The 23805-nt window shown below is 73.0% G+C and carries 21 protein-coding genes; 11 read left to right on the top strand and 10 right to left on the bottom strand.

Translation table 11 applies throughout. The features are described 5' to 3' along the window. The first annotated feature begins 26 nt into the window (after positions 1-26). The gene (locus tag AB5J51_RS06180; protein ID WP_136223812.1) at positions 27-449 is read left to right on the top strand and encodes a DUF350 domain-containing protein; all 423 of its coding nucleotides are present in this window, start codon (positions 27-29) and stop codon (positions 447-449) included. Positions 450-1047: 598 nt separating this feature from the next. Here AB5J51_RS06180 and AB5J51_RS06175 read toward each other — a convergent pair. After that, positions 1048-1659: an SMI1/KNR4 family protein gene (locus AB5J51_RS06175; protein WP_369777082.1), complete on the bottom strand. Its 612-nt coding sequence runs from the start codon at positions 1657-1659 to the stop codon at positions 1048-1050. Positions 1660-1786: 127 nt separating this feature from the next. Between AB5J51_RS06175 and AB5J51_RS06170 the strand changes: the two genes are divergently transcribed. Further along, positions 1787-2155, top strand: a complete 369-nt coding sequence (locus AB5J51_RS06170; protein ID WP_136223814.1) for a hypothetical protein — start codon at positions 1787-1789, stop codon at positions 2153-2155. Between the two features lie 227 nt (positions 2156-2382). Here AB5J51_RS06170 and AB5J51_RS06165 read toward each other — a convergent pair whose 3' ends face one another. The 5 genes from AB5J51_RS06165 to AB5J51_RS06145 form a co-directional block, all read right to left on the bottom strand. Continuing rightward, on the bottom strand, positions 2383-2799 hold the full coding sequence (locus AB5J51_RS06165; protein WP_136223815.1) for a hypothetical protein: 417 nt from the start codon (positions 2797-2799) through the stop codon (positions 2383-2385). 155 nt (positions 2800-2954) lie between these two features. Continuing rightward, positions 2955-4166, bottom strand: a complete 1212-nt coding sequence (locus AB5J51_RS06160; protein ID WP_369777081.1) for an acyltransferase — start codon at positions 4164-4166, stop codon at positions 2955-2957. Next, positions 4163-5206: an alpha/beta hydrolase gene (locus AB5J51_RS06155; protein ID WP_136223817.1), complete on the bottom strand. Its 1044-nt coding sequence runs from the start codon at positions 5204-5206 to the stop codon at positions 4163-4165. Before AB5J51_RS06155 ends, AB5J51_RS06160 begins: the two co-directional genes overlap by 4 nt. 131 nt (positions 5207-5337) lie before the next feature. Beyond that, positions 5338-6018: a response regulator gene (locus AB5J51_RS06150; RefSeq protein ID WP_369777080.1), complete on the bottom strand. Its 681-nt coding sequence runs from the start codon at positions 6016-6018 to the stop codon at positions 5338-5340. Continuing rightward, the gene (locus AB5J51_RS06145) at positions 6015-7379 is read right to left on the bottom strand and encodes a sensor histidine kinase (RefSeq protein ID WP_369777079.1); all 1365 of its coding nucleotides are present in this window, start codon (positions 7377-7379) and stop codon (positions 6015-6017) included. Before AB5J51_RS06145 ends, AB5J51_RS06150 begins: the two co-directional genes overlap by 4 nt. A gap of 84 nt (positions 7380-7463) precedes the next feature. Between AB5J51_RS06145 and AB5J51_RS06140 the strand changes: the two genes are divergently transcribed. Continuing rightward, positions 7464-8411 carry an AEC family transporter gene (locus AB5J51_RS06140; RefSeq protein WP_369777078.1) on the top strand — a complete coding sequence of 316 codons (948 nt, stop codon included), beginning with the start codon at positions 7464-7466 and terminating at the stop codon, positions 8409-8411. Between the two features lie 64 nt (positions 8412-8475). Next, entirely contained in the window at positions 8476-8871 is a 396-nt protein-coding gene (locus AB5J51_RS06135) for a hypothetical protein (protein ID WP_369777077.1), read from the top strand. Here the strand turns inward: AB5J51_RS06135 and AB5J51_RS06130 are convergent. Together AB5J51_RS06130 and AB5J51_RS06125 are read right to left on the bottom strand one after the other, a co-directional pair. Continuing rightward, the gene (locus tag AB5J51_RS06130; RefSeq protein ID WP_063785290.1) at positions 8825-9745 is read right to left on the bottom strand and encodes a serine protease; all 921 of its coding nucleotides are present in this window, start codon (positions 9743-9745) and stop codon (positions 8825-8827) included. The genes AB5J51_RS06135 and AB5J51_RS06130 overlap by 47 nt on opposite strands. A 66-nt stretch (positions 9746-9811) precedes the next feature. After that, a complete protein-coding gene (locus AB5J51_RS06125) occupies positions 9812-11332 on the bottom strand; it encodes an FAD-binding oxidoreductase (protein ID WP_369777076.1) in 1521 nt (506 codons plus the stop codon). Positions 11333-11668: 336 nt separating this feature from the next. Between AB5J51_RS06125 and AB5J51_RS06120 the strand changes: the two genes are divergently transcribed. After that, positions 11669-12802: a hypothetical protein gene (locus AB5J51_RS06120; RefSeq protein ID WP_369777075.1), complete on the top strand. Its 1134-nt coding sequence runs from the start codon at positions 11669-11671 to the stop codon at positions 12800-12802. A 17-nt stretch (positions 12803-12819) separates the two neighbouring features. Here AB5J51_RS06120 and AB5J51_RS06115 read toward each other — a convergent pair whose 3' ends face one another. Further along, on the bottom strand, positions 12820-14370 hold the full coding sequence (locus tag AB5J51_RS06115; protein ID WP_369777074.1) for an IucA/IucC family protein: 1551 nt from the start codon (positions 14368-14370) through the stop codon (positions 12820-12822). A gap of 111 nt (positions 14371-14481) precedes the next feature. Between AB5J51_RS06115 and AB5J51_RS06110 the strand changes: the two genes are divergently transcribed. The 6 genes from AB5J51_RS06110 (at position 14482) to AB5J51_RS06085 (ending at position 21566) form a co-directional block, all read left to right on the top strand. Beyond that, a complete protein-coding gene (locus AB5J51_RS06110) occupies positions 14482-16065 on the top strand; it encodes an IucA/IucC family siderophore biosynthesis protein (RefSeq protein WP_369777073.1) in 1584 nt (527 codons plus the stop codon). Positions 16066-16215: 150 nt separating this feature from the next. Then, entirely contained in the window at positions 16216-16983 is a 768-nt protein-coding gene (locus AB5J51_RS06105) for a GntR family transcriptional regulator (protein ID WP_136223826.1), read from the top strand. A gap of 180 nt (positions 16984-17163) precedes the next feature. Further along, positions 17164-18084: a SigB/SigF/SigG family RNA polymerase sigma factor gene (locus AB5J51_RS06100; RefSeq protein WP_136223827.1), complete on the top strand. Its 921-nt coding sequence runs from the start codon at positions 17164-17166 to the stop codon at positions 18082-18084. A 177-nt stretch (positions 18085-18261) separates the two neighbouring features. Beyond that, positions 18262-19323, top strand: a complete 1062-nt coding sequence (locus AB5J51_RS06095; protein WP_053789953.1) for a glycine betaine/L-proline ABC transporter ATP-binding protein — start codon at positions 18262-18264, stop codon at positions 19321-19323. Beyond that, a complete protein-coding gene (locus tag AB5J51_RS06090; protein WP_369777072.1) occupies positions 19323-21116 on the top strand; it encodes an ABC transporter permease/substrate binding protein in 1794 nt (597 codons plus the stop codon). The genes AB5J51_RS06095 and AB5J51_RS06090 overlap by 1 nt, the downstream gene beginning before the upstream one ends. A gap of 207 nt (positions 21117-21323) precedes the next feature. Then, on the top strand, positions 21324-21566 hold the full coding sequence (locus tag AB5J51_RS06085; protein WP_136223829.1) for a hypothetical protein: 243 nt from the start codon (positions 21324-21326) through the stop codon (positions 21564-21566). On the opposite strand, the gene ligA is transcribed toward AB5J51_RS06085, so the two are convergent. Further along, positions 21556-23634 (bottom strand): NAD-dependent DNA ligase LigA, encoded by a 2079-nt coding sequence (gene ligA, locus AB5J51_RS06080; RefSeq protein ID WP_369777071.1) that lies wholly within the window; start codon positions 23632-23634, stop codon positions 21556-21558. The two genes, AB5J51_RS06085 and ligA, sit on opposite strands and share 11 nt — an antisense overlap. Positions 23635-23805 lie beyond the last annotated feature (171 nt).

Genomic DNA, 23805 nt, shown 5'->3' with positions numbered 1-23805 from the left:
CTACCCCCGCGGAGAACGGCTTCTCAATGAGCGACATCATCAACGGACTTGGCCGCACCAGCGCCTTCGGTGCCCTCGGCCTGGTGCTGCTGATCCTCGGCATCGTCCTGGTGGACGTGCTGACGCCCGGGAAGCTCCCCAAGCAGATCTGGGAGGAGCGCAACCGGAATGCGGCCGTCATGCTGAGCTCCGCGCTCCTCGGCGTCGGCGGGATCGTCTTCACCTCGATCTGGACCACGTACGACGACTTCGGCAAGGGCCTGCTGTCCACCGCCGCCTTTGGCCTGCTCGGCCTGGTCCTGATGGGCGTGGCCTTCGTCGTGCTGGACTGGGTGACCCCCGGCAAGCTCGGCGCCATCGTCGTCGACCCGGAGCCGCACCCGGCGGTCTGGGTCACGGCCTGCTGCAACCTGGCGGTGGCCGCCATCGTCGCGGCCTCGATCGCCTGACCTGCTTCCCGACCACGCCGAGAGCGCCGCTCCCTTCGGGGAGCGGCGCTCTCGGCGTGGGCCATCGGGCCACTTTTGTCCCGTCTCATTCAGACAAGGGGCTCTGGCCTGCGAATTGTCATTTTTGCTGGGACGTCGGTGGCGAGGGTCTCATTGAAGATGGCATTTTCCAGGAGCGGCGAGCGCAAGCTCCCGTGATCAGAACCTGCGGTGCCACCAGGCCAGTTCGGAAGCTGCCTGTGGTTCGTGATGGGTCCGCCGCAGCAACACCGAGTCCAGACCATCGACCTGTGCTCGTAGTTCGCCTGAGGCTCGGGGCGGAAGCATGAAGACAGTCTCTTCGAGCTTGTCGCGGGCCCAGCCTTCGCCGCAGCAGGCGCAGGTGAATTCGGCCTCCCATGGCTTCCAACGTCGCTGGGTCCCGTGGACTCGGGCGGACCACACGCTCACGGCCGTGGCGACGATCCCGGGTATCAGTCGATCGCGCTCCAAGCAACGGATGGCTGCGTTTGCGGGTCCTGACAGGCGCGGGACATCGCGGTAGCGCACCCATGGGCTACTCCATGATCGTTGGCGCGATCGAAGTGATGCTGGCGTTCTATGCGGCATGGACCCTTCGGGTGCAGTTCCGGTGCTGCCTCAGGATGCGGTCGACCGGCGCTCGCAGGGCTGGTGAGGTCAGTTCCAGGTCACGGTTGTCGCGCCCGGCGAGCATGTGGTCGAGCCAGCGTTCGTACCAGGCCAGGAAGTCAGTGGCCGACGAGACGTTGGGGCCCCGGAAGCCGTCAGCGTTTCCGGTGACGACGCGGCCCGTCAGGGGACCGGTGATACCGAGAAGCACCAGGTCGGTGCACCCTGCCTCGATGATGTGCAGGAACAGGTCACCTCGGTGAGGCGGGCCGCTGGCGAACGTGAACCCCCGAGGGCGGCTGGGCTCGCCTTGGGGGTCCATCGTGAACGGTCGGCATGACTGCAACGGCAGCAGGCCGTAGAAAGGCGATGCTCCGCCCCCGCCCAGTGTGGTCAGGAAGCTGCGGTAGGGATCGGGCAGCTCGATATGGTGGCCGGCCTCGAACTCGGCGACCTTGCTGTCCAGCAGCGGGGGTTCGAGGCGGAACCGGTGCTTCTCTTCACCGAAGGAGTGGCTTCGCAGCGCGGCGTAGGGCACCTTGGCTAGTTTGCGTCGGATGCGGATGATCCGGGAGTCCATGCGAACTCTTCTCTCTGTCGTCCCGCAAACTACCTGCTCACTAGCCGGAGTGTCACCAGTGTGATCAGCTGCCCGCAAGCCAGTTGTGCCCGGCGTCGCGGGCTGGGATCCTCCCCAGGTGACCAGCATGAGCACGGAACTGCGTTCCGAGGCCGGATGGGACGGCCCTTACTATCGCGTCCGAACCGATGGCTTCGAGGCTTTCTTCCTCCCGAACCCTGATGAGGTACTCGACCGGGTCTGCAACGTCGATGCTGAGGTTCGCCTCCCAAATGGCTCACGCTGGAGTGCGACGATCTTCACAGTCGCCGAGGTCAGCCGGTTGATGAAGAGGTGGGAGGAGACGGGAGAAGCCGCAGGCGGCCGGTGCTTCTGGTGCTCGGACGGGCTGATCGTTCGGGATCCCGGCATCCGAGGGATGGTGAGCGTGATCGCCGAGCTGATCGCCTCTGGAGAGTTCGAAGGAGCCTTCCACCATCTGGACGACTCGGTCTGAGCTTGACGCTTCATGACTTTGCACGAAACGCCCGGATCGCCTTGAGCCCCCCCGAGAGAGGTCTGAGACGGCCGCGTCAGGGTTCTCATTGAAGTAGCGGTTTCCTGGTCACGTCGGGTGGCAGCTGCCGGGGAGAGATGCAGCCACCAGACCTGAGAACCGAGGCCGCCCAGCCCGGATCAGTGAGACTCATCCAAGCTCAGCGAGACGGGGCAACTTTGCCGCACTCAGGTGATCACGCTCTTGGCCTGCGGCGGGGGACCGCACGGAGCAGTGACGCAGATCCAGACCGGTTCCTTGCGGGGCAACTTCACTCGGGTGTCGTCGTTTCGATGACTCTTGCCGGAGGCGGCGCCCGGGTCGTCGTCCCGGCCTTCGAACACGCGCTCGTTCAAATTGGCCGTGGCGTCGTTGACGTCGGGCTTGACGATGATCCGGCCCTCGTCGCCGTCCTCGGGAACGACCAGGAGGAGGGTGGAATTCCTGTCCTGTTCGGGGGTGGCGGGCTTGCTCTCGGCTACGACGGTGTGCGGCGTTGCCTCCGTGGCGGCGAATGCGCCGGTGGGCAACAGTACGGCGCCTGCAGCCGCGGCGGTCGAGGCGGCGAAGACGAGGAAGTGCCGCGTCCGAAAGGGGTGCTTCATGGGAATTCTCCTTGGGTGAGTGGGCCGATGCGGGCGGGACCACTTCGCTGCGTGAGCCCACGTCCAGTAAGGCCCGGCCCGCGCATCGCGTCATGCCCCTGCATCCCGTGGCTTGACGGACGGCAACGGTCCTGCTAATCACCCGGCAGACGCGCCTACGCCAGACCCAGTGCGAACACCGCGAAACCGGCCGCCAGCAGTCCCGCGAGCGCCCGCCGCACCGCCGTGGCCCGCTTCCACGGCTCCTCGAACCGGCGCGCGTACCGGGCGATGCCCACGAGCAGCGCCGCGAACACCGGCATCCACGCGAGCCGCGCCGCGATCCACCCCAGACTGTCAGGCGCCGTCGTCAGACCCGCCAGCTCTCCCACGAACGCACCGGGCACGGCCGCCGCCAGCATGGCCGTCTGGTGCCAGCACAGGATCGTCATCGCGCACAGGTTGATCACGACCACCGGCGCCCACAGCGCCGGCCGGGCCAGCAGCCTCGCCAGCCGGTCCCGCAGCAACATCGCCGCCCCCGACTGCGCCGCGGCCAGGGCCGGCACCAGCAGCGACGGCGGGTGCGAGTTCGTCCGCGCCTCGCCCGGTACGCCGACCATCGACGCCGGGTAGTGGAACACCGTCAGCAGCGCCGCGAACAGCACGGTCCCGCCCACCAGCAGCAGCCAGGCCCCGCGCCGCCCGATCCGCCGCTCGCCCCAGGACACGCCCAGCTGGTACGCGAACAGCCAGCCCGGCAGGATGTTCACCAGCGCCAGCCAGGAGGGCACGGAGTCGGCGAGCGGCCCGTAGCGCAGGAAGTCCACCACCGCGACCGAGGCCAGCAGCGGGGCCGCCGCCCAGCCGCCGAGCCGGTGCGCCGCCCGTACGCAGTACGGAGTCAGCGCGGTGACCACCACGTACACCCCGACGAACCACAGCGGCTGGATCACCAGGGTGGCTCCCGTCCGCAGCGTGGCCTCCGGCACGCCCGCCGCGTACAGCACCGGCGCCGCCAGCGCCCACACCGCCGTGACCCCGAGCACCGGCCGCCCCAGCCGGGCGACCCGGCCCTTCAGCCAGGCCCCGGCGGACCCCGGGCGGCGGTGGTACGAGAGCACCGAGGCGTAGCCGCCGACCAGGAAGAAGATGCCGAGCATCTGGAGCACCCAGCCGGCCGGCGCCAGCCCGCCGAAGGCGGACAGCGGGCTGGCATTGTGCAGGCCGCCCTCCGCGTCGAGGGCGAACCCGCCGAGCAGCCAGTGCCCGGTCGGTACGGCCAGCAGGGCGAGGGCGCGCAGCCCGTCCACGGCCCGGTCGCGGTGGGCGGGGGTCTGCCGCTCGATCCGGTCGGCGGCCCTCCTGAGCGTGGTCAGGGTGCTCATCGGACCTCTCCCTTCGCGATCGCGGCGAACGCGGCCAGGGACTGGGTGCCGGGCACGAGGTAGCCGGTGTGGCCGTGCACGTCGGCGGCGGGCACCTTGCGGGCGCCGAAGCCGGCGGAGGTCGGATCGGCGCCGTGGCCGAGCCCGGCGAGCTGCACGTTCGGCACGTCGGCGATCCAGTCGGCGGGCCCCCGGGCCGCCCAGACGCGGGCGCGGGTGTGCAGGCCGGCGGCGGTGTCGGCGCGCATGCCGGGGGAGCCGAACACGACGATGTCCCTGGCGTCCGTACGTCCGGCCGCGAGCCCCCCGACCACCGAGCCGTAGCTGTGGCAGAACAGCACCGGGTCGGGCGCGCCGACCGCGTCGAGCCCGGCCGTGAACCGGGCCAGCCGGTCCGCGCCCGCCTCGGCGAGCCGCCCGGAGGCCGCGTCCAGCCCGACCCCGACCGGGGTGGTGTAGCCGGTCCAGGCCACCACCGCGGTGTTCTCACCGGCCGCGGCGCGCAGAGACCGGGCCATCCCGGCCGGACCGGTGTTCGGCGCGCGCTTCGCGTCGTACGTGGTGGCGTCGCTGTCGGAACCCGGCACGATCACCGCCACGTGTGCGGCCCGCTCCAGATCCCCGAAGACCTCGACGACCTGGCCGCGCCCGCGCGGGTCGAACGCGAGGATCTGCCGCCCCGGCGAAGCGAGCGAGGCGTAGCGCGCCTCGCCGGTCGCGAGGACGCCCAGCCGGTTGGCCTCGTACCTGAGGGGGACCGGGGCTCCGTCGAGGTTGCCGACCACCAGCGGGTGGCGCCGGACGAGCTCGCGGCGCCCGGCCTCGTCCAGCCCGGCGAAGAACCGGGCCACGTCGTGCGGCGAGGCGCTCGCGGGGTCGGGGAGCGAACGGCCGGACGCGGACTCGGCCCGCCAGGCGGCGGTGCCGGGCGGCGGTCCGGTGACCGCGTGCTGGCTGTCGCCGGAGGCCCATCCCGCGGTCCCCCCGACCACGGCCACGGCCAGTACGGCCGTGACCAGGGTCCTTCCGAAGCGGCGCATGCCCCTTCTCCTCTCCTCGTGACGAGGAGGAAATTAAGGAGAAGGTGTCGCAGCGGACGTCGGACCGTGGAGCCAAGTCGGATGTCATACCCCGGTAGGGGGTGGAGGAGACCGCCGCGCTCGGGAAGGCGTCAGTCGGCGTCGCCCGGCCGGACCAGCCCCGCCTCGTAGGCGAAGATCACTGCCTGCGCCCGGTCCCGCAGGTCCAGCTTGGCCAGCACCCTGCCGATGTGCGTCTTCACCGTCTGCTCCGCCAGAACCAGGTGCCCGGCGATCTCCTGGTTCGACAGCCCGCGCGCGATGAGCTCCAGTACCTCGGTCTCCCGCGGGGTCAGCCCGTTCAGCCGCAGCGCCGGGTCCTTGCGCGGGGCCGGCCGCTGCTGGACGAAGTCCGCGATCAGCCGCCGGGTCACCGAGGGCGCCAGCAGTGCATCGCCCGACGCGACCACGCGGACCGCCGCGATCAGATCGGCCGGCGGCGCGTCCTTCAGCAGGAACCCGGAGGCACCCGCGCGCAGCGCCTCGTACACGTAGTCGTCGATGTCGAAGGTGGTCAGCATCAGCACCTTCGGCCGGTGGACGACCCCCGGCGGCGGGCTGAGCAGCTCCCGGGCCGCCGTCAGCCCGTCCATCTCGGGCATGCGCACGTCCATCAGCACCACGTCGGGATGCACCGTGCGCGAGACCTGCACCCCCTCCCGCCCGTCGGGGGCCTCGCCCACCACGTCGATGTCGGCCTGCGCCGACAGCAGGGCGGCGAACCCCGCCCGCACCATGGCCTGGTCGTCGACGATGATCACACGGATGGTCAACTGGCGTCCTCGGTCGGGTCGTTCGGCGGTTCGTCCGTCGGTTCGTGCAGGGGCAGGCGGGCCGCGACCCGGAAGCCGCCGTCGGGCAGCGGGCCGGTGTCCAGTGTCCCGCCCGTCAACCGTACGCGTTCCTGCATGCCCACCAGACCGTGCCCGGTGCCCGAACTCTCCAGCGCCACCACGGCATCGCGGGCGGCCGGACCGTTCACCACGAGCACGAGGACCTCCTCGGCGTCGTGCGTCACCGACACCCGGGTCTCGGCCCCCGGCGCGTGCCGCACCACGTTCGCCAGGGCCTCCTGCACGATCCGGTACGCCGACAGGTCCACGGCAGGCGGCGCCGCCCGCGCCGCTCCGGCGGCGAGCGACAACTCCACCGGCTGCCCGGCCCGTACGGTCGCCTCCACCAGCTGCTGGATCCGGCCGATCCCCGGCTGCGGGGCCAGTGCGCCCCCGCTGCCGGACGTTCCGTTGCCGCCGTTCGCCCCATCGCTGCGCAGCACCGTCAGCAGCCGCCGCATCTCGCCCAGCGACTCGCGCGCACTCGCCGCGATCGCCGCGAACTCCTCCTGCACCGGCTCCGGCATGCCGGGCAGCCGGTACGGCGCGGAATCCGCCTGCACGGTGATCACCGACATGTGGTGGGCCACCACGTCGTGCAGCTCCCGGGCGATCCGCGCCCGTTCCTCGAGCAGGGTCCGCCGGGCCCGCTCGGCCTCGCTGATGCTCTCCTGCTCGGCGATCCGCTGCTGCGCGTCGCCGATCCCGCGCAGCGCCCCGGTCACGGCGAGGAAGGCCCCGCTGAGCACGAAGAGGAGGGCGGCCGTCGTGGTCACCCCGTCGAGCTCGTAGAAGCCCAGCGCCACCCCGACCGCGCCCGTCACCAGCCACACCCCGACCAGTGTCCGGATGGATTCGCGCAGCCCCAGACAGATCATCAGCAGCAGGTAGCCGACGATGTTCATCGGGGTCCACGGCCAGGCGTGCCCGGCCACCGCGTCGGCGGAGGCGAGCACCATCGCACCGGCGGTGTCCGCGAGCAGGATCAGGGCCCACGCGGGCACCGGCCGCGTCACGGCCAGCAGCAGCGGCACGGTCTGGGCCACGCCCAGCGCCCCCGCCCAGCCGCCACCCGCCTTGTAGTCGTTCGTCAGCACGGCGATGGTCGTCGGCAGCAGCGCCACCACGAAGACGCCGACGACGATGTACGGCAGCATCCGCTGCCAGGCCTTCGGCGCCTGCGCGAACAGGGGCTGCGCCGCCCGGGCCGGCGTGCGCAGCACCACCGTGAACCGCATCGGCGCCCGGGCCGCCTTCGCGGGGGCCGGCGTACGGGGGCGGGCTTCGTCGCGATCGCTCATGATCGGACCAGCCTATGCGGCCGAAGCCCGCCGGGCGGGCACGAGTAGGCTGCTCGCGGTCGATCACAGGGGGAGCCGGTACGCATGGGCACGGCAGCCGCACTCGAGAAGCTCGTGCCGGTACTGCTGGCCTTCGGCGGCGGTGTCGTACTCGCCCGCCGCAAGATCGTCCCCGCCGAGGCGTCCAAGGCCTTCGCCGACTACGCCTTCCTCTTCGCGGTCCCCTGCTACCTCTTCGGCAACATCTACGCGAGCGACCTCGGCACCCTGTTCAACTGGCGGGCCATCGGCGCCTACGCCGCGGCCGCCGGCGTCGCCGTGCTCGCCATCGTCTTCGCCTCGGGCGCCCACGGCGTGCGGGAGCCCCGCGACGTGGCGCTGCGCGTGATGGCCGGAGTCCAGGTGAACACGGCCTACTTCGCCGTCCCGGTGTTCATCACCCTCTTCGGGACGGCCGCGCCGATCTTCCCCGTCCTGCTGTTCCAGGTCTGCGTGCTGTCCCTCGTCGTCATCTCCATCATGGAGCTCGGCCGGGCCGGCCCGGCCGCGGGCGGTCCCGGGCAGCGGCTCCTCCGGGCCGTCGGCGCCTCGCTCTCGACCCCGCTGGTGCTGGCCTGTAATGCCGGGATCCTGCTCAACCTGCTCTCGGTGCACGTCCCGAAGGTGGTCCTGGACGGGGCCGGCTTCGTCGGCGACAGCGCCTCGCCGATCGCCCTGTTCGCCCTCGGCCTCCACCTCGGCGGCCTCGGACTGGACATCCGGGGCACCGGCCGCGAGGAGCTGGCCCTCATCGCCTTCAAGTGCCTTGGCTTCCCGCTGCTGGCCTGGGCGGTGTGCGGGCTGCTGTTCGGCGTACGGGGGGAGTGGCTGACGTACCTCGTCCTGATCGCCGCGATGCCCGCCCCGCAGAACCTCTTCGTCTTCGCCCAGCGCTACGACGTCGGCGTGGACCTCTCCGCCTCGCTCGTGATCAAGAGCTCGGTGGTCTCCCTGCTGCTGCTCCCGGTCTGGCTGCAGACGGTGGCCGCCTGAGGAGGCGGGCGGATCCGGCGGCCCGCCGGTCGTTCCCCGCGGGGGCTTCGGTCGTTGACCCGGCATGGAGCTGCTGCCGACCATCGCGGCGCCGGGCGTCGGTCAACGGGCCGACGCCGCGGCCGATGCCGCCTGCCACCTCTACGACGCCGTCGCCCCCTGGAGCTCCGCCGAGCCCGGCGGGTGGAGCCGTACGGCCGCGGAGGACGCCGCCGAGACCATCGAGACCACCGCGCACGCACTCGTGTACGCACATCCGCGCGCCGAGGTGATCCTGGCGCCGGTGCACGCGGCCCTCGCCGACCTGCGGCGCCAGCTCGGGCTCCCGCCCGCCGACCAGCTGACCGCCGACGGGCTCCCGGCGACCCCGCGCACGGTGGGGAACCCGAGGCGCACCCGCTGGGTGCGGGTGCTCACGCCGCCTTTGCCCCGGCAACCGCCTGTTCGTACAACTTCCTGACGTCCGGGCCGAAGTACGAGCTGTACGAGGTGTCGGCAGTGTCCCCGCCCGTCTTCCAGCCGCCGATGACCCCGACGACGTCCCCGGTCTCGGTCACCTTGTCGTAGTTCTTCAGGAAGGGGCCGCCGCTGGTCCCGCCGGGGTACCCGGTGCAGTCGATGCGCAGGAACGATCCGGGGATGCCCGCGTCCTTGCTCGTGAACTTGGTCGTACGGTTCACGCACAGCCGCGGGCGCGCAGCCGATGCCGGATAGCCGATCAGCGACACGTTCGCGTGCTCGTAACCGGCGCCGGTGACCAGGCGGTTCCCGCCGACCACGTCCTCGACGGGGAACCCGTCGGCATCCGGCCCGACCTGTGCGAAGGCCACGTCGAGGGTGGCGCCCTTGTCCGCGCCCAGGCTCTTGTAGCGCGGGTCGATCCACACCTTGGACTTTCCGTCGGCGGCCCGCTGCACCGGGAACATCCCGTACGGCTGCGGGTTGTCCGCCGTGTACAGCGGTACGAAGGCCACCTGGCGGGCGTCGGTGCCGAGCAGGCAGTGGGCCGCGCTCAGCACCAGGTTGCGGCCGGGGGAGGCGACCACGCTCGCCGTGCAGAAGTACGCGCCGCCGCCCTTCATCACGAACATCCGGCCGACGACCGGGATCCCGTCGAAGTCCTGCCCGGTGCCGGGGTCCGTGGCCGGAGCGGCCGACGCGAGGGTCATGGGGGCCGCGGCCGCCATCCGGTCGGCCGTCCAGAAGTTCTCCGCCTCGCGGGCGGACCACTTGCCGGGCGGCGGCATGGCGCTCCCGGCCTCGGCCACCGGCAGCGGCCCGGCGGGCAGCAGCAGGGCGGCCGTCGCCGCCGCCACGGTCAACGTACGTCGCATGTCGAGCTCCTTTGGGGGGTGTCGTGTGGATCACGCCGCGAGCCCGGCCGGATCCGCACGACACCCCTAGATGGCCTGCGGGAAGCGGAACAGCCGGTCGGGGTCGTAGGTGCGCCGGACGTCTTCGAGGCGGGTGAGGTTCGGCCCGTAGTAGGCCTCGCGCCAGGAGGGCAGTTTCGGGTCGACGTAGTTCTGGTACGCGCGGCCGCTCGCCCAGGGGCGCAGGTCCTGCCACAGCCCGTCGAGCCAGCGCTGGTGCCCGGCCACCTGAGCGGGCGTCGCGGACGCGGGCCAGTAGGCGAGGTACTGGGTGAGGAAGGCGCTGTCGCGGTGCACGAACGCGGTGTCGGCCGCCGCCGGCCGGTTCACCGCACCGCCGCATTCGCCGCTGAACTGCACGACCCCGAGCCCGCCGGCCGGCACGCTCTGTCCGTACCTCCGTACGGCGGCCAGCACTGCGGCGACCCCCGCGTCCGGCAGCCCGGCGGCGCCCCAGAAGTCGGAGCGCCCGCCGTACGATTCCCGGCCGATCCGGCCCTCGGGGGTGCGGCCGGGCAGGGTGCCGGGCAGATGGCACTGGGCGGCATCGCGGTCCTCGCAGCCCGACATGGCCCGCAGCGTCTCCTCGTACGTGCGTACGACGGTCCAGCTGTCCCGGAGCGGCTTGCCGACCAGGTCGGAGAGCCGGGTCAGCTGCCGTTCGAGCTCGGCGCGCCCGTCGAGGCACAGGACGCGTACGGCCGGGGCCTGGGCCGCAGTCCCTTCGACGAGGAACTCGACCTGGCTCCAGAAGGGGTCGGGGAGGGCGGCCAGCCAGCGCTGCCAGGCGGACAGCACGGGGGCGGAGTCGGCTTCGGCCCAGTGGAGTTCGGCGTAGGCGCAGTCGGTGGCCGGGTGGGTACGGAAGCGGAACTCCGTGACCACGCCGAAGTTTCCGCCCCCGCCGCCGCGCAAGGCCCAGAACAGCCCCGGGTCGTGGGTGGCGTCGACCTCCCGCACGACCCCGTCGGGGGTGACCACGGTGGCGCCGGTGAGGGCGTCGGAGGTCGTCCCGTAGGCCCGGGAGGCCAGGCCCAGGCCCCCGCCCAGGGCGAGCCCCGCGATCCCGACGGTGGGGCACAGCCCGGTCGGGATGCCGAGGCGCTCCACGGAGAGGGTGCGGTTGACGTCGCCGAGCCGGGCCCCGGCGCCGATCCGCACGCGCTGCGCCCCCTCGACGGTGATCCCGGCCATGGCGCCGACGTCGACGACGAGCCCGCCTGCGCAGGTGGACCAGCCGGCGTAGCTGTGGCCGCCACCGCGCGGTACGACGGGGACGGCGGAGCGGTGGGCGAAGTCCAGGCAGACGGCCACGTCGGCGGCGTGCGCGGGATACGCCACCGCGCCCGGCGCGACCGTGTCGTACCGGGGCTGGAACAACTGCCGGGCCTCGGGGTAGTCGCGGTCGCCCGGCAGCACCACCCGCCCGTCCATCCCGCGGGCGAGCGCCGCCCAGTCGGGGCCGCGGGCCGGTGCCGCCGCGACGCCGAAGGCGCCCAGCACGGCTGCGGGTGCGCTGCCCAGCAGCTGGCGGCGATGGAGGCTCATCCCTCCTTCCTGCCATCGCCCGGGCCGATCGGAGCGAAGGCGGGCCCAGGGAGACAACGCTGCCCCCCGAACGGCCCAGGGGAGCGGGGCGAAACCAGCACGCTCCCGGCGGCGTTGACCGAGACGGTGGCCGTCGGCTCCGGAGAACCCTTGGGATCTGTTCCGGCCCTCCGGGCAGTCTGCCGCCCACGCACGGTCCGGTCACCACAATCGACCACGGCTCGAGACGACTTGGGCGCCCCGGAAATCCCGTCGCCGGACGGCCGACGGGGGCCGTAAGGGAATGGTTCGACACCCCGGGCTGCGAGGGGCTCGTGAGGTGAGTACGGTCTGCCCATGCAGATCGACGGAGCCGGCAGGCAGCAGCGGGGGCATGTTCTTCTCATAGCGGGCGACGCCGCCGTACGGCGGCGGGCCGTCCAGGTCGCGCCGAGTGCGAATCTGGCCGCGCTCGGGGTGCTGCCCGCGTCGGCGCTGTTGAACAGTCAGATCCCGACCGACACCACGTACCTCGACGGGGCCCGGGATCCGAACACCGTGCTGATGCGGCTGCGCACCGCCGCCGCCACGCCGGGGCCGCTGCTCGTCTACCTGTCGGGGCGGCTCACCCTCGACCGCCGCGGGCACCGGCTCCACCTCGCGCTGGCCGGGACCACGGCCTCCACCGTCCGCTACACGGCCCTGCCTTGGGACTGGCTGGGCACCGAGCTCGGGGCCAGGTCCGCCGGGCCGACCACCGTGGTGCTCGACCTCGTCGCCGACAAGTCCGCCTGGCCGGTGCTCCAGGAGTACGGGTGCCTGCCCGCGCCGCCCACCGCCGAGGTGTACGGGGTCGTCGTCCCGCCCGCCTTCGCCGGCGGAGCGGACCGGGTGAGCTCGTACACCCACCACTGGATCGACCAGCTGCGCCGCAGCCCCACCCGCCCCGCCAACCTCCAGCTGCACGCTTTCGCCGTCGGGGCCGCCGCCCTGCCGCCCGGCACCCTCGTCCTCCCGGCGACGCGCGAACTCAGCGCACCCGCCGCCCAGGAGCAGCAGGTGCAGGTTCCGGACCCCCGTCCGCACATCCACGCCCTCGCCGCCGGAGGCCGGCACCATGAGGCGGCCACGCTCGCCCAGGCCTGGGAGCAACACGTGCTGCAGACCCACGGGTACTCCTCGCCCGAGGCCACCCACTGGGCGGAGATCCGCGCCGACCTCGCCCGCATGGCCGGAAACTACCGGTCGGCGACCCAGCTGTGGATCAACGCCGGGCGCACCCGCCTGGAGCACCAGCCGCCGGACGCCCCCGAGGTCCTCGCGGCCGCGGCGGGCGCCCTCTACTGCTGGACCCAGCTCAAGGACCAGGCGGAGGCACGCGACGCCGGCCCCGAACTCGTCCGCCTGCTGCGCGCCCTGCCGAGCCTCGAACCGCGACTGCTGCGACTGACCCAGCAGCGGCTGGAGGTGCTGGAGGGCAGCAGGGCCTGAAGGTGTTTGCGGCGGTCCTAGCCCTGCCGCCGCCCCCGCCCGCCGGCCCCGGCCAGGGGATTGTCCAGCTGCGCCCACTGGTCGCCGGGGATACCGGGGCTCAGCCGCATCAGCGTCAGGGCCTTGGTCGGCAGGGGCGCGGTCAGCAGGGCCTCCGTATCGGCGGTGGCCGGGAGGCCGGCGGCTTCGGCCAGCGCCTCGCCGAAGGCCGTCGCCGAGCCCGTCGTGGCCCCCAGGGTCCCGGTCAGCAGGGAGCCGAACAGTTTGCGCCGCAGCAGGGTCACGTCGTCGGTGATCAGCCGGCCCGCCAGCGGCGGCACCGGCAGACCGTGCCGGAGGAGCCGGTCCGGGCTGATCCGGATGTCGGCGAGGTCGCGGTAGACCAGCCGCAGTGGATCCCCGGCCGGGGACAGGACGACGAGGAGGTTCTGGCCGTGGGCCTCCAGCGCCACCCCGAGGTCCAGCACCCGCAGGCACACGGAGAGCGCCAGCCGGGCGAGCTCGGCCCGCCACGACGCGGAGCGCGCGAGCGGCGACAGGGCCAGGGCCGCCACCGGAGCGACCCACTCGCCCGCCGCGGCGTCCGCGTACACCTCGGGCGGCTCGCGCAGCACCGCGGCCAGGTCAGAGCTGCGTGCGGTCGCCGCGCCCAGGGTCCGGGTGACGTGCAGCCGCCCGTCGAGCCGCTCGGACAGGGCTTGCGCGAACGCGGACACCGCTGCCGCCGTCTCGATGGAGTACTCCGAGATGTCCCGTACGGAGGACGTCAGCCGCGTGCTCAGCGCCGTCTTGACGTGTGCACCGCCCGCCACGGGGGCGAGGGTGCGCAGGGCCATCAGGGGATGCGCGGCGAGGCCGGGGCGCAGCGCCCCCGGCTCCCGGCCCGTCTGTTTCAGGACGTGTTCCGCCTGCCACGGGTGCACCGGCAGCAGGAGCCGGCCGCCCTCCCGCAGCTCGGCCGGCCAGGCTCCCGTGACCAGGCATTCCCCGGCCCGTACGGCGGCCAGCCCGAGCTCGACCACCGGCCGGTGCTCCGGCGCGTACGCCAGCTGCTCGGCCACCGAGAATCCGGGCCGGGAGCGGCAGTTGGGGTGGTAGGGATGCCCGTCGACCACCCGCTGCTCCCACGCCCAGCCGGTCTGCGGGGCCTGGTCCTCCGCGGCCGGCTGCCCGGCCCGGGACAGCGCGAGCGAGGCCGTGCTGTCGTCCAGCTCGGCGGCGAACGCGTCCCCGTGCGGCACCCCGAGCGCCACCACCAGCCGCCCGGCCTGCCGGTACGGGGCGCCGTCGAGCAGCACCTCGGACACGTACGGGTCGGTCGCGTACGGGTCCGGCAGCGGGCCCTCCAGCCGTCTGCCCCCGGACAGCAGGAGCGTCAGCCCGCCGGGCCCGCGCTCCCGGCGCTCCACCCAGGGCAGCGGTTCGAAGGCAAGCGCCCGCCACAGCCGCGTCAGTACGGCGGCCCGGGCGCCGGCGAGTGCGGCCCCGTACGCGGAACCGAGCGCGGGGCGCACCTCGGCCAGTTCGGCGGACACGGCCTCCTCGGCCGGGGAGGCGGGAAGGTTCATGCTGGAGTCCAGGGCCCTGTTCCTCTCACGGGTGACGTGATGATCACTTCATCATCGCGGATACTGAAGATCACGGCCGGTGGTACGCCCCGCGAGCTCCCGGCGCATTGGATGGACCGAATGGAATCCGTGGACCTCAACGCCGCAGCCGACGCGTACGCCGGCAGCCCTCTGCTGAACTGCCTGCTGCGGGAAGCGGCCGATCCCGCCGAGGAGTCCGGCACCAGGACGGACGATGCCCGCGCGGGGCACGTCCACCGGCTGCGCGGCAGCGGACGGCTGCTGCGGGTGCGGGGCGGGCGCCGGCCGGTGCGCCCCGAACTGCGCACGGCGGACGGGTGGCATGCGCTCAGCCACACCGAGCTGGTCAAACTGACCGCCGACGAGCTGCACCGGTACACGGGCGCGGCGAACGACGAGCTCCCGGTCGAGATCGCCGACAGCCGCGAGGCCGTCGCCGCGCTGCTGGCCGCCCGCGCCGCGGCCGCGCCCCCGCAGGACCCGTACGTGCTCTCCGAGCAGTCCCTGGTCATGGGACACCCGTACCACCCCGCTCCCAAGGCCCGGGGAGGCGCGCCCGCCGCGAGCTGGCTGCCGTACGCGCCGGAGGCGTACGCCCGCTTCCCGCTGGTCTTCCTGGGGCTGCGCGAGGACCAGGTGGCCGAGGAGGGCGGGCCCGCGGCGGCCGGGGCGATCGAGTCGCTGGCCGGGCTGCTCGACGGCCCGCGCGCGCCGGCCGGGTACCGGCTGCTGCCCGCGCATCCGTGGCAGCTGGACCTGGCGGGCTGCTCGGAGCCCGTACGCGAGGCCTTCGCCGACGGGCGGCTGCTGCGGCTCGGCCCCGGGCGGCTCCCGGCCTGGCCGACCGCCTCGATCCGGACGTTGTACGTACCCGGCGAAGGGAACGGCGAGCGGGACCTCTTCGTGAAGTTCAGCCTCGACGTCCGGATCACCAACGACGTGCGCCGGCTGTGGCGGCACGACCTGCTGAAGCTGCGCCGTACGGACGCCGCGGTCGAGGCCGGATTCGCCGATCTGCGCAGCTCCGGGTCGAACGCGGTCTGGCTCGCCGACCGCGGCTACCGGACGGCGTGCTTCGCCTTCGAGGAGCTCGCCGTCCTGGTCCGCGACGGCCTGCACGCGCAAGTGGAGCCGGGGGCCACGCCGTTGGCCTCCGCCGCGCTCGCGGAGGGCTTCGCGGGCAGCCCGCTGGCCGTGACGGGCGATCCGGTCGGCTGGTGGCGGGCGTACCTGCGCCACGTCGTGCCGCCCGTGCTCGACGTGTTCGCCCGGCACGGCGTCGTGCTGGAGGCGCACCTGCAGAACACCCTCGTGGCGGTCGACGCCCAGGGCATGCCGGTGCAGGCCCTGTTCCGCGATGCGGAGGGGGTGAAACTGCTGCCGGACGTGGAGCGCGATGCCGCCTGGCAGCGGCTGGTCTACTGCCTGGTCGTCAACCACCTGACCGAGGTGGCGGGGGCCCTCGCCGAGGAGCACCCGGGCGCTGCCGCCGCGGTGTGGCCGGCGGTGCGCGAGGAGTTCCTGCGCTACGACGCCGAACACGGTCTCCCCGAGATCGCGGAGCTGCTCTCGGCCCCGGCACTCCCGGCGAAGACGAACCTGCTGCTGCGCTGGACCCGCGCCGACGGCGCGGACGCGCGCTACATCCCGCTCCCGAACCCGCTGCGCGGCTAGGGGGTTTCTTGGTCGGCTCCGGTGCAGGGGCGTCGGGATCCGGCCAAGGTGGGCCGGGATCGCGGAGTCCCTCTCACTGAAAGGTATAGACCAATGCTAGGTTGGCCGGGCAGACCGCGCAGTCCTTGACCACCCGTCAGAGGAGAAGCCATGCCCTCCCCTTCGCGGGGCGGCGGCCCGGCCGTCATGCCCAAGTACCAGTGGATCGCCGCAGCGCTGCGGCGCGAGCTCGAGCGCGCCGCGACCCCCGGCGGCAGACTGCCCTCCGAACGTACCCTGGCCGCCCGCTACCAGGTCAACCGGCAGACCATCCGGGCCGCGCTCCAGCACCTGCGCGAGGACGGCCTCGTCGTCACCGGGCGCCGCGGCACCCGCTCGGCCGTCGAGGCCCCGGCCGCGCCGCGGCGCACCGTGGTCGCACCGGCCGCCGCCGTACCCGCGTCATCGCCCGCGGCCACGCCCGACCAGAGCTGGCTCACCCTGGTCACCGTGCCGCCCTCGCTCGCCGCGCTGCTCGGCATGCGCGGCGGGGACCGCACCCTGGTCCACCACCGCCGCGAGCGCGGCCCGTCGGGGGAGACGCTCCGGCACGCCGTCACGTACCTCTGCCCGCGCGCGATCGCCGAGAGCCCCGAACTGGCCCGCTACCGAGACCGGTCGTCCGTCCGGGACGAGGACCTCGGGCCGCTGCACCGGTGGCTCGAGCGGGCCGCCGGGCAGGGCCGGGTCGCCGAGACCCTCACCATGACCCGCAGCAGCCACCCGCCGGCCGCGGCCGCGGTCTGCGGCCTGACCGTGCGCCGCACCCTGCACGACGGCGCCGGCCGGCTGCTGGCCATGACCGATCTCACCTTCCCCACCTGGGACCGGCTGACCTTCCACCGGGACCGCGCGGTGACCGGATTCCGCATCACCTGAACCGACAGGGGACGGGGCCGACGGGACAGCGCGCACGAGCACGCGGACGCGCCTCGCGTGCGCGGGAGTAAGCGGACGACCGCATTTCCGACGATTCTTGACGTATAAGCTGAAAGAGACCACCATCTACGGCAGTCAAGGTCCCGCGCCGCAAGCCGACAAGCCCAAGGAGCGAACCCCATGCCCGCCCCTGCCCCGTCCTCCACTTCCGAAACCGTCACAGTCGTCCCCCGTCCGCGCCGCGGCATCCAGGCCGCCCGGATCGCGGACCTGCCGCGGATCGAGGAGCCAAGGGAGGTGGCCCCCGCCGATGCGAGGGAGCTCTCGAGGGTGTTCTTCCGGCGGCTGCACGAACTGTCCGAGGGCACCCCGGAACACCAGTACGTCCGCAACGCGCTCATAGAGATGAACGCCTCACTCGTCCAGTACGCCGTCCGCCGCTTCCGCGGCCGGGGTGACGGAGGCGACATCGAGGACATCGTCCAGGTCGGCACCATCGGCCTGATCAAGGCGATCGACCGGTTCGACCCGGCCCGCGAGAACGAATTCGCCACCCTCGCCATGCCGTACATCACAGGTGAGATCAAGCGCCACTTCCGTGACACCTCCTGGGCCGTCCGCGTCCCGCGCCGGCTCCAGGAGCTGCGCATCGACATCGCCAAGGCGAAGGAGCAGCTGACCACCACGCTCGACCGCTCGCCCACGGTCGCGGACCTCGCCGACCACCTCGGCCTCTCGGACGAGGAGGTCATAGAGGGTCTCGTTGCCGCCAACGGCCACACCAGCGGCTCCCTGGACGCCCCGCACACCGCGCACGCGGAGCGCGGCGACGGCTCCGCCGACGGCCACACCCTCGCCGACGTCATGGGCGAGGAGGAGCCGGCCCTGGAGCGCGTCGAGGACATCCAGACCCTCGCACCGCTGCTCGAACAGCTCACCGACCGCGAGCGCCGCATGCTGCAGATGCGCTTCGGCGAGGAGCTGACCCAGGCGCAGATCGGCGCCGCGCTCGGCATCTCGCAGATGCAGGTCTCTCGCCTGCTGACCCGCATCCTCGAGCACCTGCGCACCTCGATGCTGGAGGACCCCGACCCGGCGTGAGGTGGGTCACCTCGGCGTTTACCCCGGAACACCCCGGGCACCCGCGGATCCGGAGCGAACCCTTCCGTCGGCCGTGACACGGCCGGCGCGGGGGCGGGCGGATCCCGCACCGCTCCACGGCTGCGCCCGGCCCACCGGCCGGGCGCGCGCCGTTCCGGTACGACCCGCGAGGTGTATGTGTCCACGCTCCAGGCCGAGCACGTTTTCAAGGTGTTCGGAAGACGACCCGGCGACGCCGCTGCCGCGGTCCGCGCGCTCCGGGGCGGCGCCGGCCGCGACGAGCTGCGCGCAGCCGGTACCACGGCCGCTGTGATCGACGCCTCATTCCGCGTCGAGCCCGGCGAGATCTTCGTCGTCATGGGTCTGTCGGGATCCGGCAAGTCCACGCTGCTGCGCATGCTGAACGGACTGCTCGCACCCACCGAGGGGCGCATCCTCTTCGACGGCCAGGACCTCACCTCGCTCTCCCGGCGTGAGCTGCGCCACGTCCGCTCCACCAAGATCAGCATGGTCTTCCAGCACTTCGCGCTCTTCCCGCACCGCAGCGTCCTCGAGAACGCCGCCTACGGGCTGGAGGTGCAGGGCGTCGCCCGCGCCGAGCGCGAGCGCCGCGCCACCGAGGCGCTGGAGCTGTGCGGGCTCGCCGGCTGGGAGGCGTCCTGGCCGGACGAGCTGTCCGGCGGCATGCAGCAGCGCGTGGGCCTGGCCCGCGCCCTGGCCACCGACGCCGACCTGCTCCTGATGGACGAGTCCTTCAGCGCGCTGGACCCGCTGATCCGCCGCGACATGCAGGACCAGCTGCTGGAACTCCAGCAGCGGCTCAAGAAGACCATCGTGTTCATCACACACGACCTCAACGAGGCCATGCGCCTCGGCGACGGCATCGCCGTCATGCGCGACGGCCGCATCGTCCAGCAGGGCACCGCCGAGGACATCCTGACCCGCCCCGCCGACGACTACGTCGCCTCCTTCATCCAGGACGTCGACCGCTCGCGCGTGCTCACGGCCGACGCCGTGATGACCGACCCCGTCGCCGGGAGCTGCGCCTGTGGCTGCCCCAGCGTCACCGCCGACACCCCGCTCGCCGACCTGTGCGCCATCAGCGCCCGGGTGCCGCACGCCGTCGCCGTCACCGACGCGGACGGCGCCCTCGTCGGCTCCGTGCCGCAGGACCGCCTCATCGCCTTCATCGGCGACGAACAGCGGCCCCCGATGGCCTGCGTGGAGGTGGCCGCCTGATGCCCCGCCTGCCCCTCGGCGCCTGGGTCGACAGCGCAGTCGACTTCCTCCAGCGCCACCTCTCCTGGCTGTTCGACGCCGTCAGTGCGCTCGTCACCGGGCTGTACGACGGCATCCACGCCGTGCTGGACGCGCCCGCCCCGCTGCTGTTCGCCGGCATCCTCGCCGTCGCCGCCTGGTGGCTGCGCGGCCTGCTCGCCGCGCTGCTCGCCTTCGCCGGCTTCGCACTCGTCGACTCCGTCGGCCTGTGGGCCGACGCGATGTCCACGCTCTCCCTGGTCCTGGTCGCGACCCTCGTCACACTCGCGTTCGCGGTCCCGCTCGGCATCTGGGCCTCCCGGTCCGACCGGGTCAGCGCCGTCCTGCGGCCCGTCCTGGACTTCATGCAGACCATGCCGGCCATGGTCTACCTGATCCCCGGCATCATCTTCTTCGGGGTGGGCGTGGTGCCCGGCATCATCGCGACCATCATCTTCTCGCTGCCGCCCGGCGTACGGATGACCGAGCTCGGCATCCGCCAGGTCGACACGGAACTCGTCGAGGCCGCCGACGCCTTCGGGACCACGCCGCGCGACACCCTCGTACGCGTCCAGCTGCCGCTGGCCCTGCCCACCATCATGGCGGGCATCAACCAGGTCATCATGCTCGGCCTCTCCATGGTCGTCATCGCCGGCATGGTCGGCGGAGGCGGGCTCGGCGGCGCCGTCTACCGGGCCATCGGCAACGTCGACATCGGCCTCGGCTTCGAGGCGGGCATCTCCATCGTCATCCTCGCCATGTACCTGGACCGGATGACCGGCGCGCTCGGCCGCCAGGTGTCCCCGCTCGGCCGGCGCGCGCTCGCCAAGGCGCAGGCCGCCGCGAGCGGCGCCGCAAAGCTGTGGAACCACCGCCCCCAGCCCGCGTACGCCGTCACCGGCGCCGTGGTCCTCGCCCTCGTCGCGGGCGGCCTGAACACCTTCGGCGGCTCCGGGCAGCCGACTGCGGCCGGGGCGGACGGCGGCACCGGCAAGGGCCGCAAGATCAGCATCGGCTACATCCCCTGGGACGAGGGCATCGCCTCGACCTACCTGTGGAAGGAGCTCCTGGAGCGCCGGGGCTTCCAGGTGGAGGCGAAGCAGCTGGAGCTCGGCGCCCTGTTCACCGGTATCGCGGGCGGCCAGGTCGACTTCCAGACCGACGCCTGGCTGCCGGTCACGCAGGCCCAGTACTGGGAGAAGTACCGGAACAAGCTGGACGAACTCGGCTCCTGGTACGGACCGACCTCCATCGAACTGTCCGTCCCCTCCTACATGAAGGACGTCACCTCCCTCGCCGACCTCAAGGGCAAGGGCGGCGAGTTCAAGGGCCGGATCATCGGCATCGAGCCCAGCGCGGGCGCGATGGGGATCCTGAAGGGCAAGGTGCTCCAGGAGTACGGCCTCGACGGCGAGTACGAGGTCGTCGACGGATCGACCCCCGGCATGCTCGCCGAGCTCAAGCGGGCCTACGAGAAGCAGGAGCCGGTGGCGGTGGTGCTCTGGTCGCCGCACTGGGCCTACGCCTCGTACGACCTGAAGAAGCTCGAGGACCCCAAGGGGGTCTGGGGCCAGGGCGACGGCATCCACACCCTGGCCCGCAAGGGCTTCGCGGACGACGAGCCGGAAGTGGCCTCCTGGCTGCGCTCGTTCAAGCTGACCGAGGCCCAGCTGACCGGCCTGGAGGCGAAGATCCAGGAGGCGGGCAAGGGCAAGGAGCAGCAGGCGGTCCGCGCCTGGCTGACGGAGCACCCGGAGATCGCCAAGGCCGCGTGATCGCCGCGAGGCCGTGAAGGCGCCGGCGCTCGGTGGGGGAGTACCCCCCCACCGGCCGTCGGCGTCTTCGTCCGCCCGGGCGGATCGGCGGGTCTGCACGGGGAACGCACCCCTGACCAGCCGAGATCCTGGAGGATCGGCCCGTGCCCCGGAGAGGCGGTCCATGACACAGTGCCAGGAGCACGACCGTCGGACCAGGGAGCCCCCATGCGTGAACCGCACCCCGTGCCCCGGCTCGCGTCCGCCCCCGCACGCCCGGCGGAGCCGAGCCCGCTGCCGCGCTGTCCCGCGTGCGCGGGCGCACCGGAGCGGATCTCCTGGCGCCAGCGCCCGGGCCGGCCGGTGGTGCTGGTCTTCGACCCCTGCGGCCACCGGTACACCTCGCCGGCCCCACCGGTCCTGGCCGTCACCCCGCCGCCACCCGAAGGGCCCGCACCGTTCAGCAGGTGAGGAACGCGGCGATCCGCTCGGCGAACGCCTCCTCGCCGACGATCTCGATGCCCGCCTCCTCGGCCTTGGCCACCTTGCTGCCGGCCTTGGCACCCGCCACGAGCAGCGTCGTCCGCCCCGATATGCCGCTCGCGGACTTACCGCCGGCCCGTTCGATCAGCTCGCGCACCTTGTCCCGCGTGTCGTACGCCGCCAGCGCGCCCGTCATCTTCCCCGTGACCACCACGCACTGCCCGGCGAGCGGTCCCTCGGCGCCCTCTTCTCCGGCGGGGCGCTCCACGTGCGGCTCGACGAGGTTGACCCCGGCCGCGGCCAGCTTGTCGATGACCGGCCCGAGCTCCGCGACCTGGGCGACGATCCCGGCGGCCTTGGTGTCCCCGACCAGTTCGACCTCCGTCATCGCGGCGGCGTCGGCGGCCCGGATCGCCTCCATCGTCCCGAAGTGGCGGGCGATCCGCCGGGACATGCCCCGCCCCGTGCCGACGACCCCGAGCGCGCAGAACACCCGGGCCAGCGGCCTGCCCTTCGCGGCCTCGATCTGCTCCAGCAGCTTCACGGCCCGCTTCTCGCTCCCCGCCGCCTCCGCGAGCGCCGCGTGGTCCAGCCCGAACAGGTCGGCCACGTCACGGACCCGGCCGGCCTCGACCAGCGCCCGTACGTACGTCTCACCCAGGCCGTCGATGTCCAGCTGGTCGCGCCCGGCGGCGTACAGGATCGCGGCGATCCGCCCGCAGTCGGCCGGCTGGGCGCACCGCCACCGCTCCTGGCTCCGGTCGATCTCGCCCTGGCAGCCCGGGCAGACGGACGGCAGCTCGATGGCCCGCTCCTCACCGGTGCGCAGCTCCACCACCGGGGCCTCGATCCGCGGGATGACGTCGCCCGCCTTGTACACGGTCACGGTGTCGCCGAGCCGCAGGCCGCGGCGCTCGATGTCGGCGGGATTGTGCAGGGTGGCGTGCCGCACCACCGAGCCGTCTATCTCCACCGGCTCCAGCACGGCGGTCGGCGCGAGCACCCCGGTCCGGCCCACCGCCCAGGTCACGTCCAGCAGCCGGGTGCGCCGTTCCACGGCGGCCAGCTTGTACGCGGTCGCCCAGTGCGGGTGGCGCGAGCCGGTCCCGGCCGCGGCCTGCTCGGCCAGGGAGTCCAGCTTGACGACGACCCCGTCGATCCCGAACGGCAGCCGGGCGCGCAGGGCCGCGATCCGGTCGACGTGCTCCTGCACCTCGGCGACCGTGTCCACCACCGTCAGCCCCGCGGGGGTGGCCGCGGCCGTCCGGACACCCGCGGCGGCGACGAAGGCCATCGCCTCCGCATGCGTGCTCCCCGGCAGCACCGCGGGGCTGTCGGAGCCGTCAGGGCCGTCGAGTTCGCCCGCCCCGAACGCCCAGAACGTCATCTCCACCGTGTACGGGCGGCCCTTGGCCCGGAGCGTGCCGGCCGCGCCGTTGCGCGCGTTGGAGAACGCCCCGGCGCCGTGCGCGGCGCGTATCTCGTTGGCCCGCTCGAACTGGGCCGTGGTCAGCAGGACTTCGCCGCGCACCTCGAAGGAGACGTCCGAGGTGAGCCGCTCCGGCAGCCCGACGATGGTCCCGATCGCATGGGACACGTCCTCGCCGCTCGTGCCGTTGCCCCGGGTGACGAGCTGGACCAGCCGGCCGCCCCGGTACCGGGCCGCCAGCGAGGCCCCGTCGAGCTTCGGCTCGACGACGAAGCCGCCCGTGACCGGTGCGCCCAGCCGGCGTACCACCGAGGCCTCCCAGTCGAGCAGGTCCTGCGGGCCGAACGCGTTCGCCAGCGAGAGCATCGCCGCCGTGTGCGCCACCTCCCCGGCCGGCACGGCGCCCCCGGCCACCTTCCCGGTCGGCGAAGCCGGATCGATGTGCTCCGGGTACCGCTCCTCGTAGGCCAGGATCAGCGAGACGAGGAGGTCGAACGAGGCGTCGTCGAGCGGCGAATCGCCGGACCCGTAGTACGCGGCGGAGGCCCTGATCGCCGTACCGATCGCATCGGCGTACTCGTCGCGGGTGGTGAGGGCGGGACCGGCAGGAGCGGTGGTGATCGTCATGACCTGATCGTCGCGCAGGGGTCTGACAATGCCCCCGAGCCCGGCCCCCGCCGGAGACGGCCTGGCCGGACCGGTTCACCGGGCGAACGGCACACCGTGCCGTGCACGAGGGTTGACGTGGCGTCAGCTCCGGGAGCAACTTATATCGGAGGCCCGATATAAGTTGCTCCC

The sequence above is a fragment of the Streptomyces sp. R33 genome (genome assembly GCF_041200175.1).
Classification (GTDB): Bacteria; Actinomycetota; Actinomycetes; order Streptomycetales; family Streptomycetaceae; genus Streptomyces; species Streptomyces katrae_B.
This window is presented reverse-complemented; position numbering and strand designations above follow the sequence as displayed.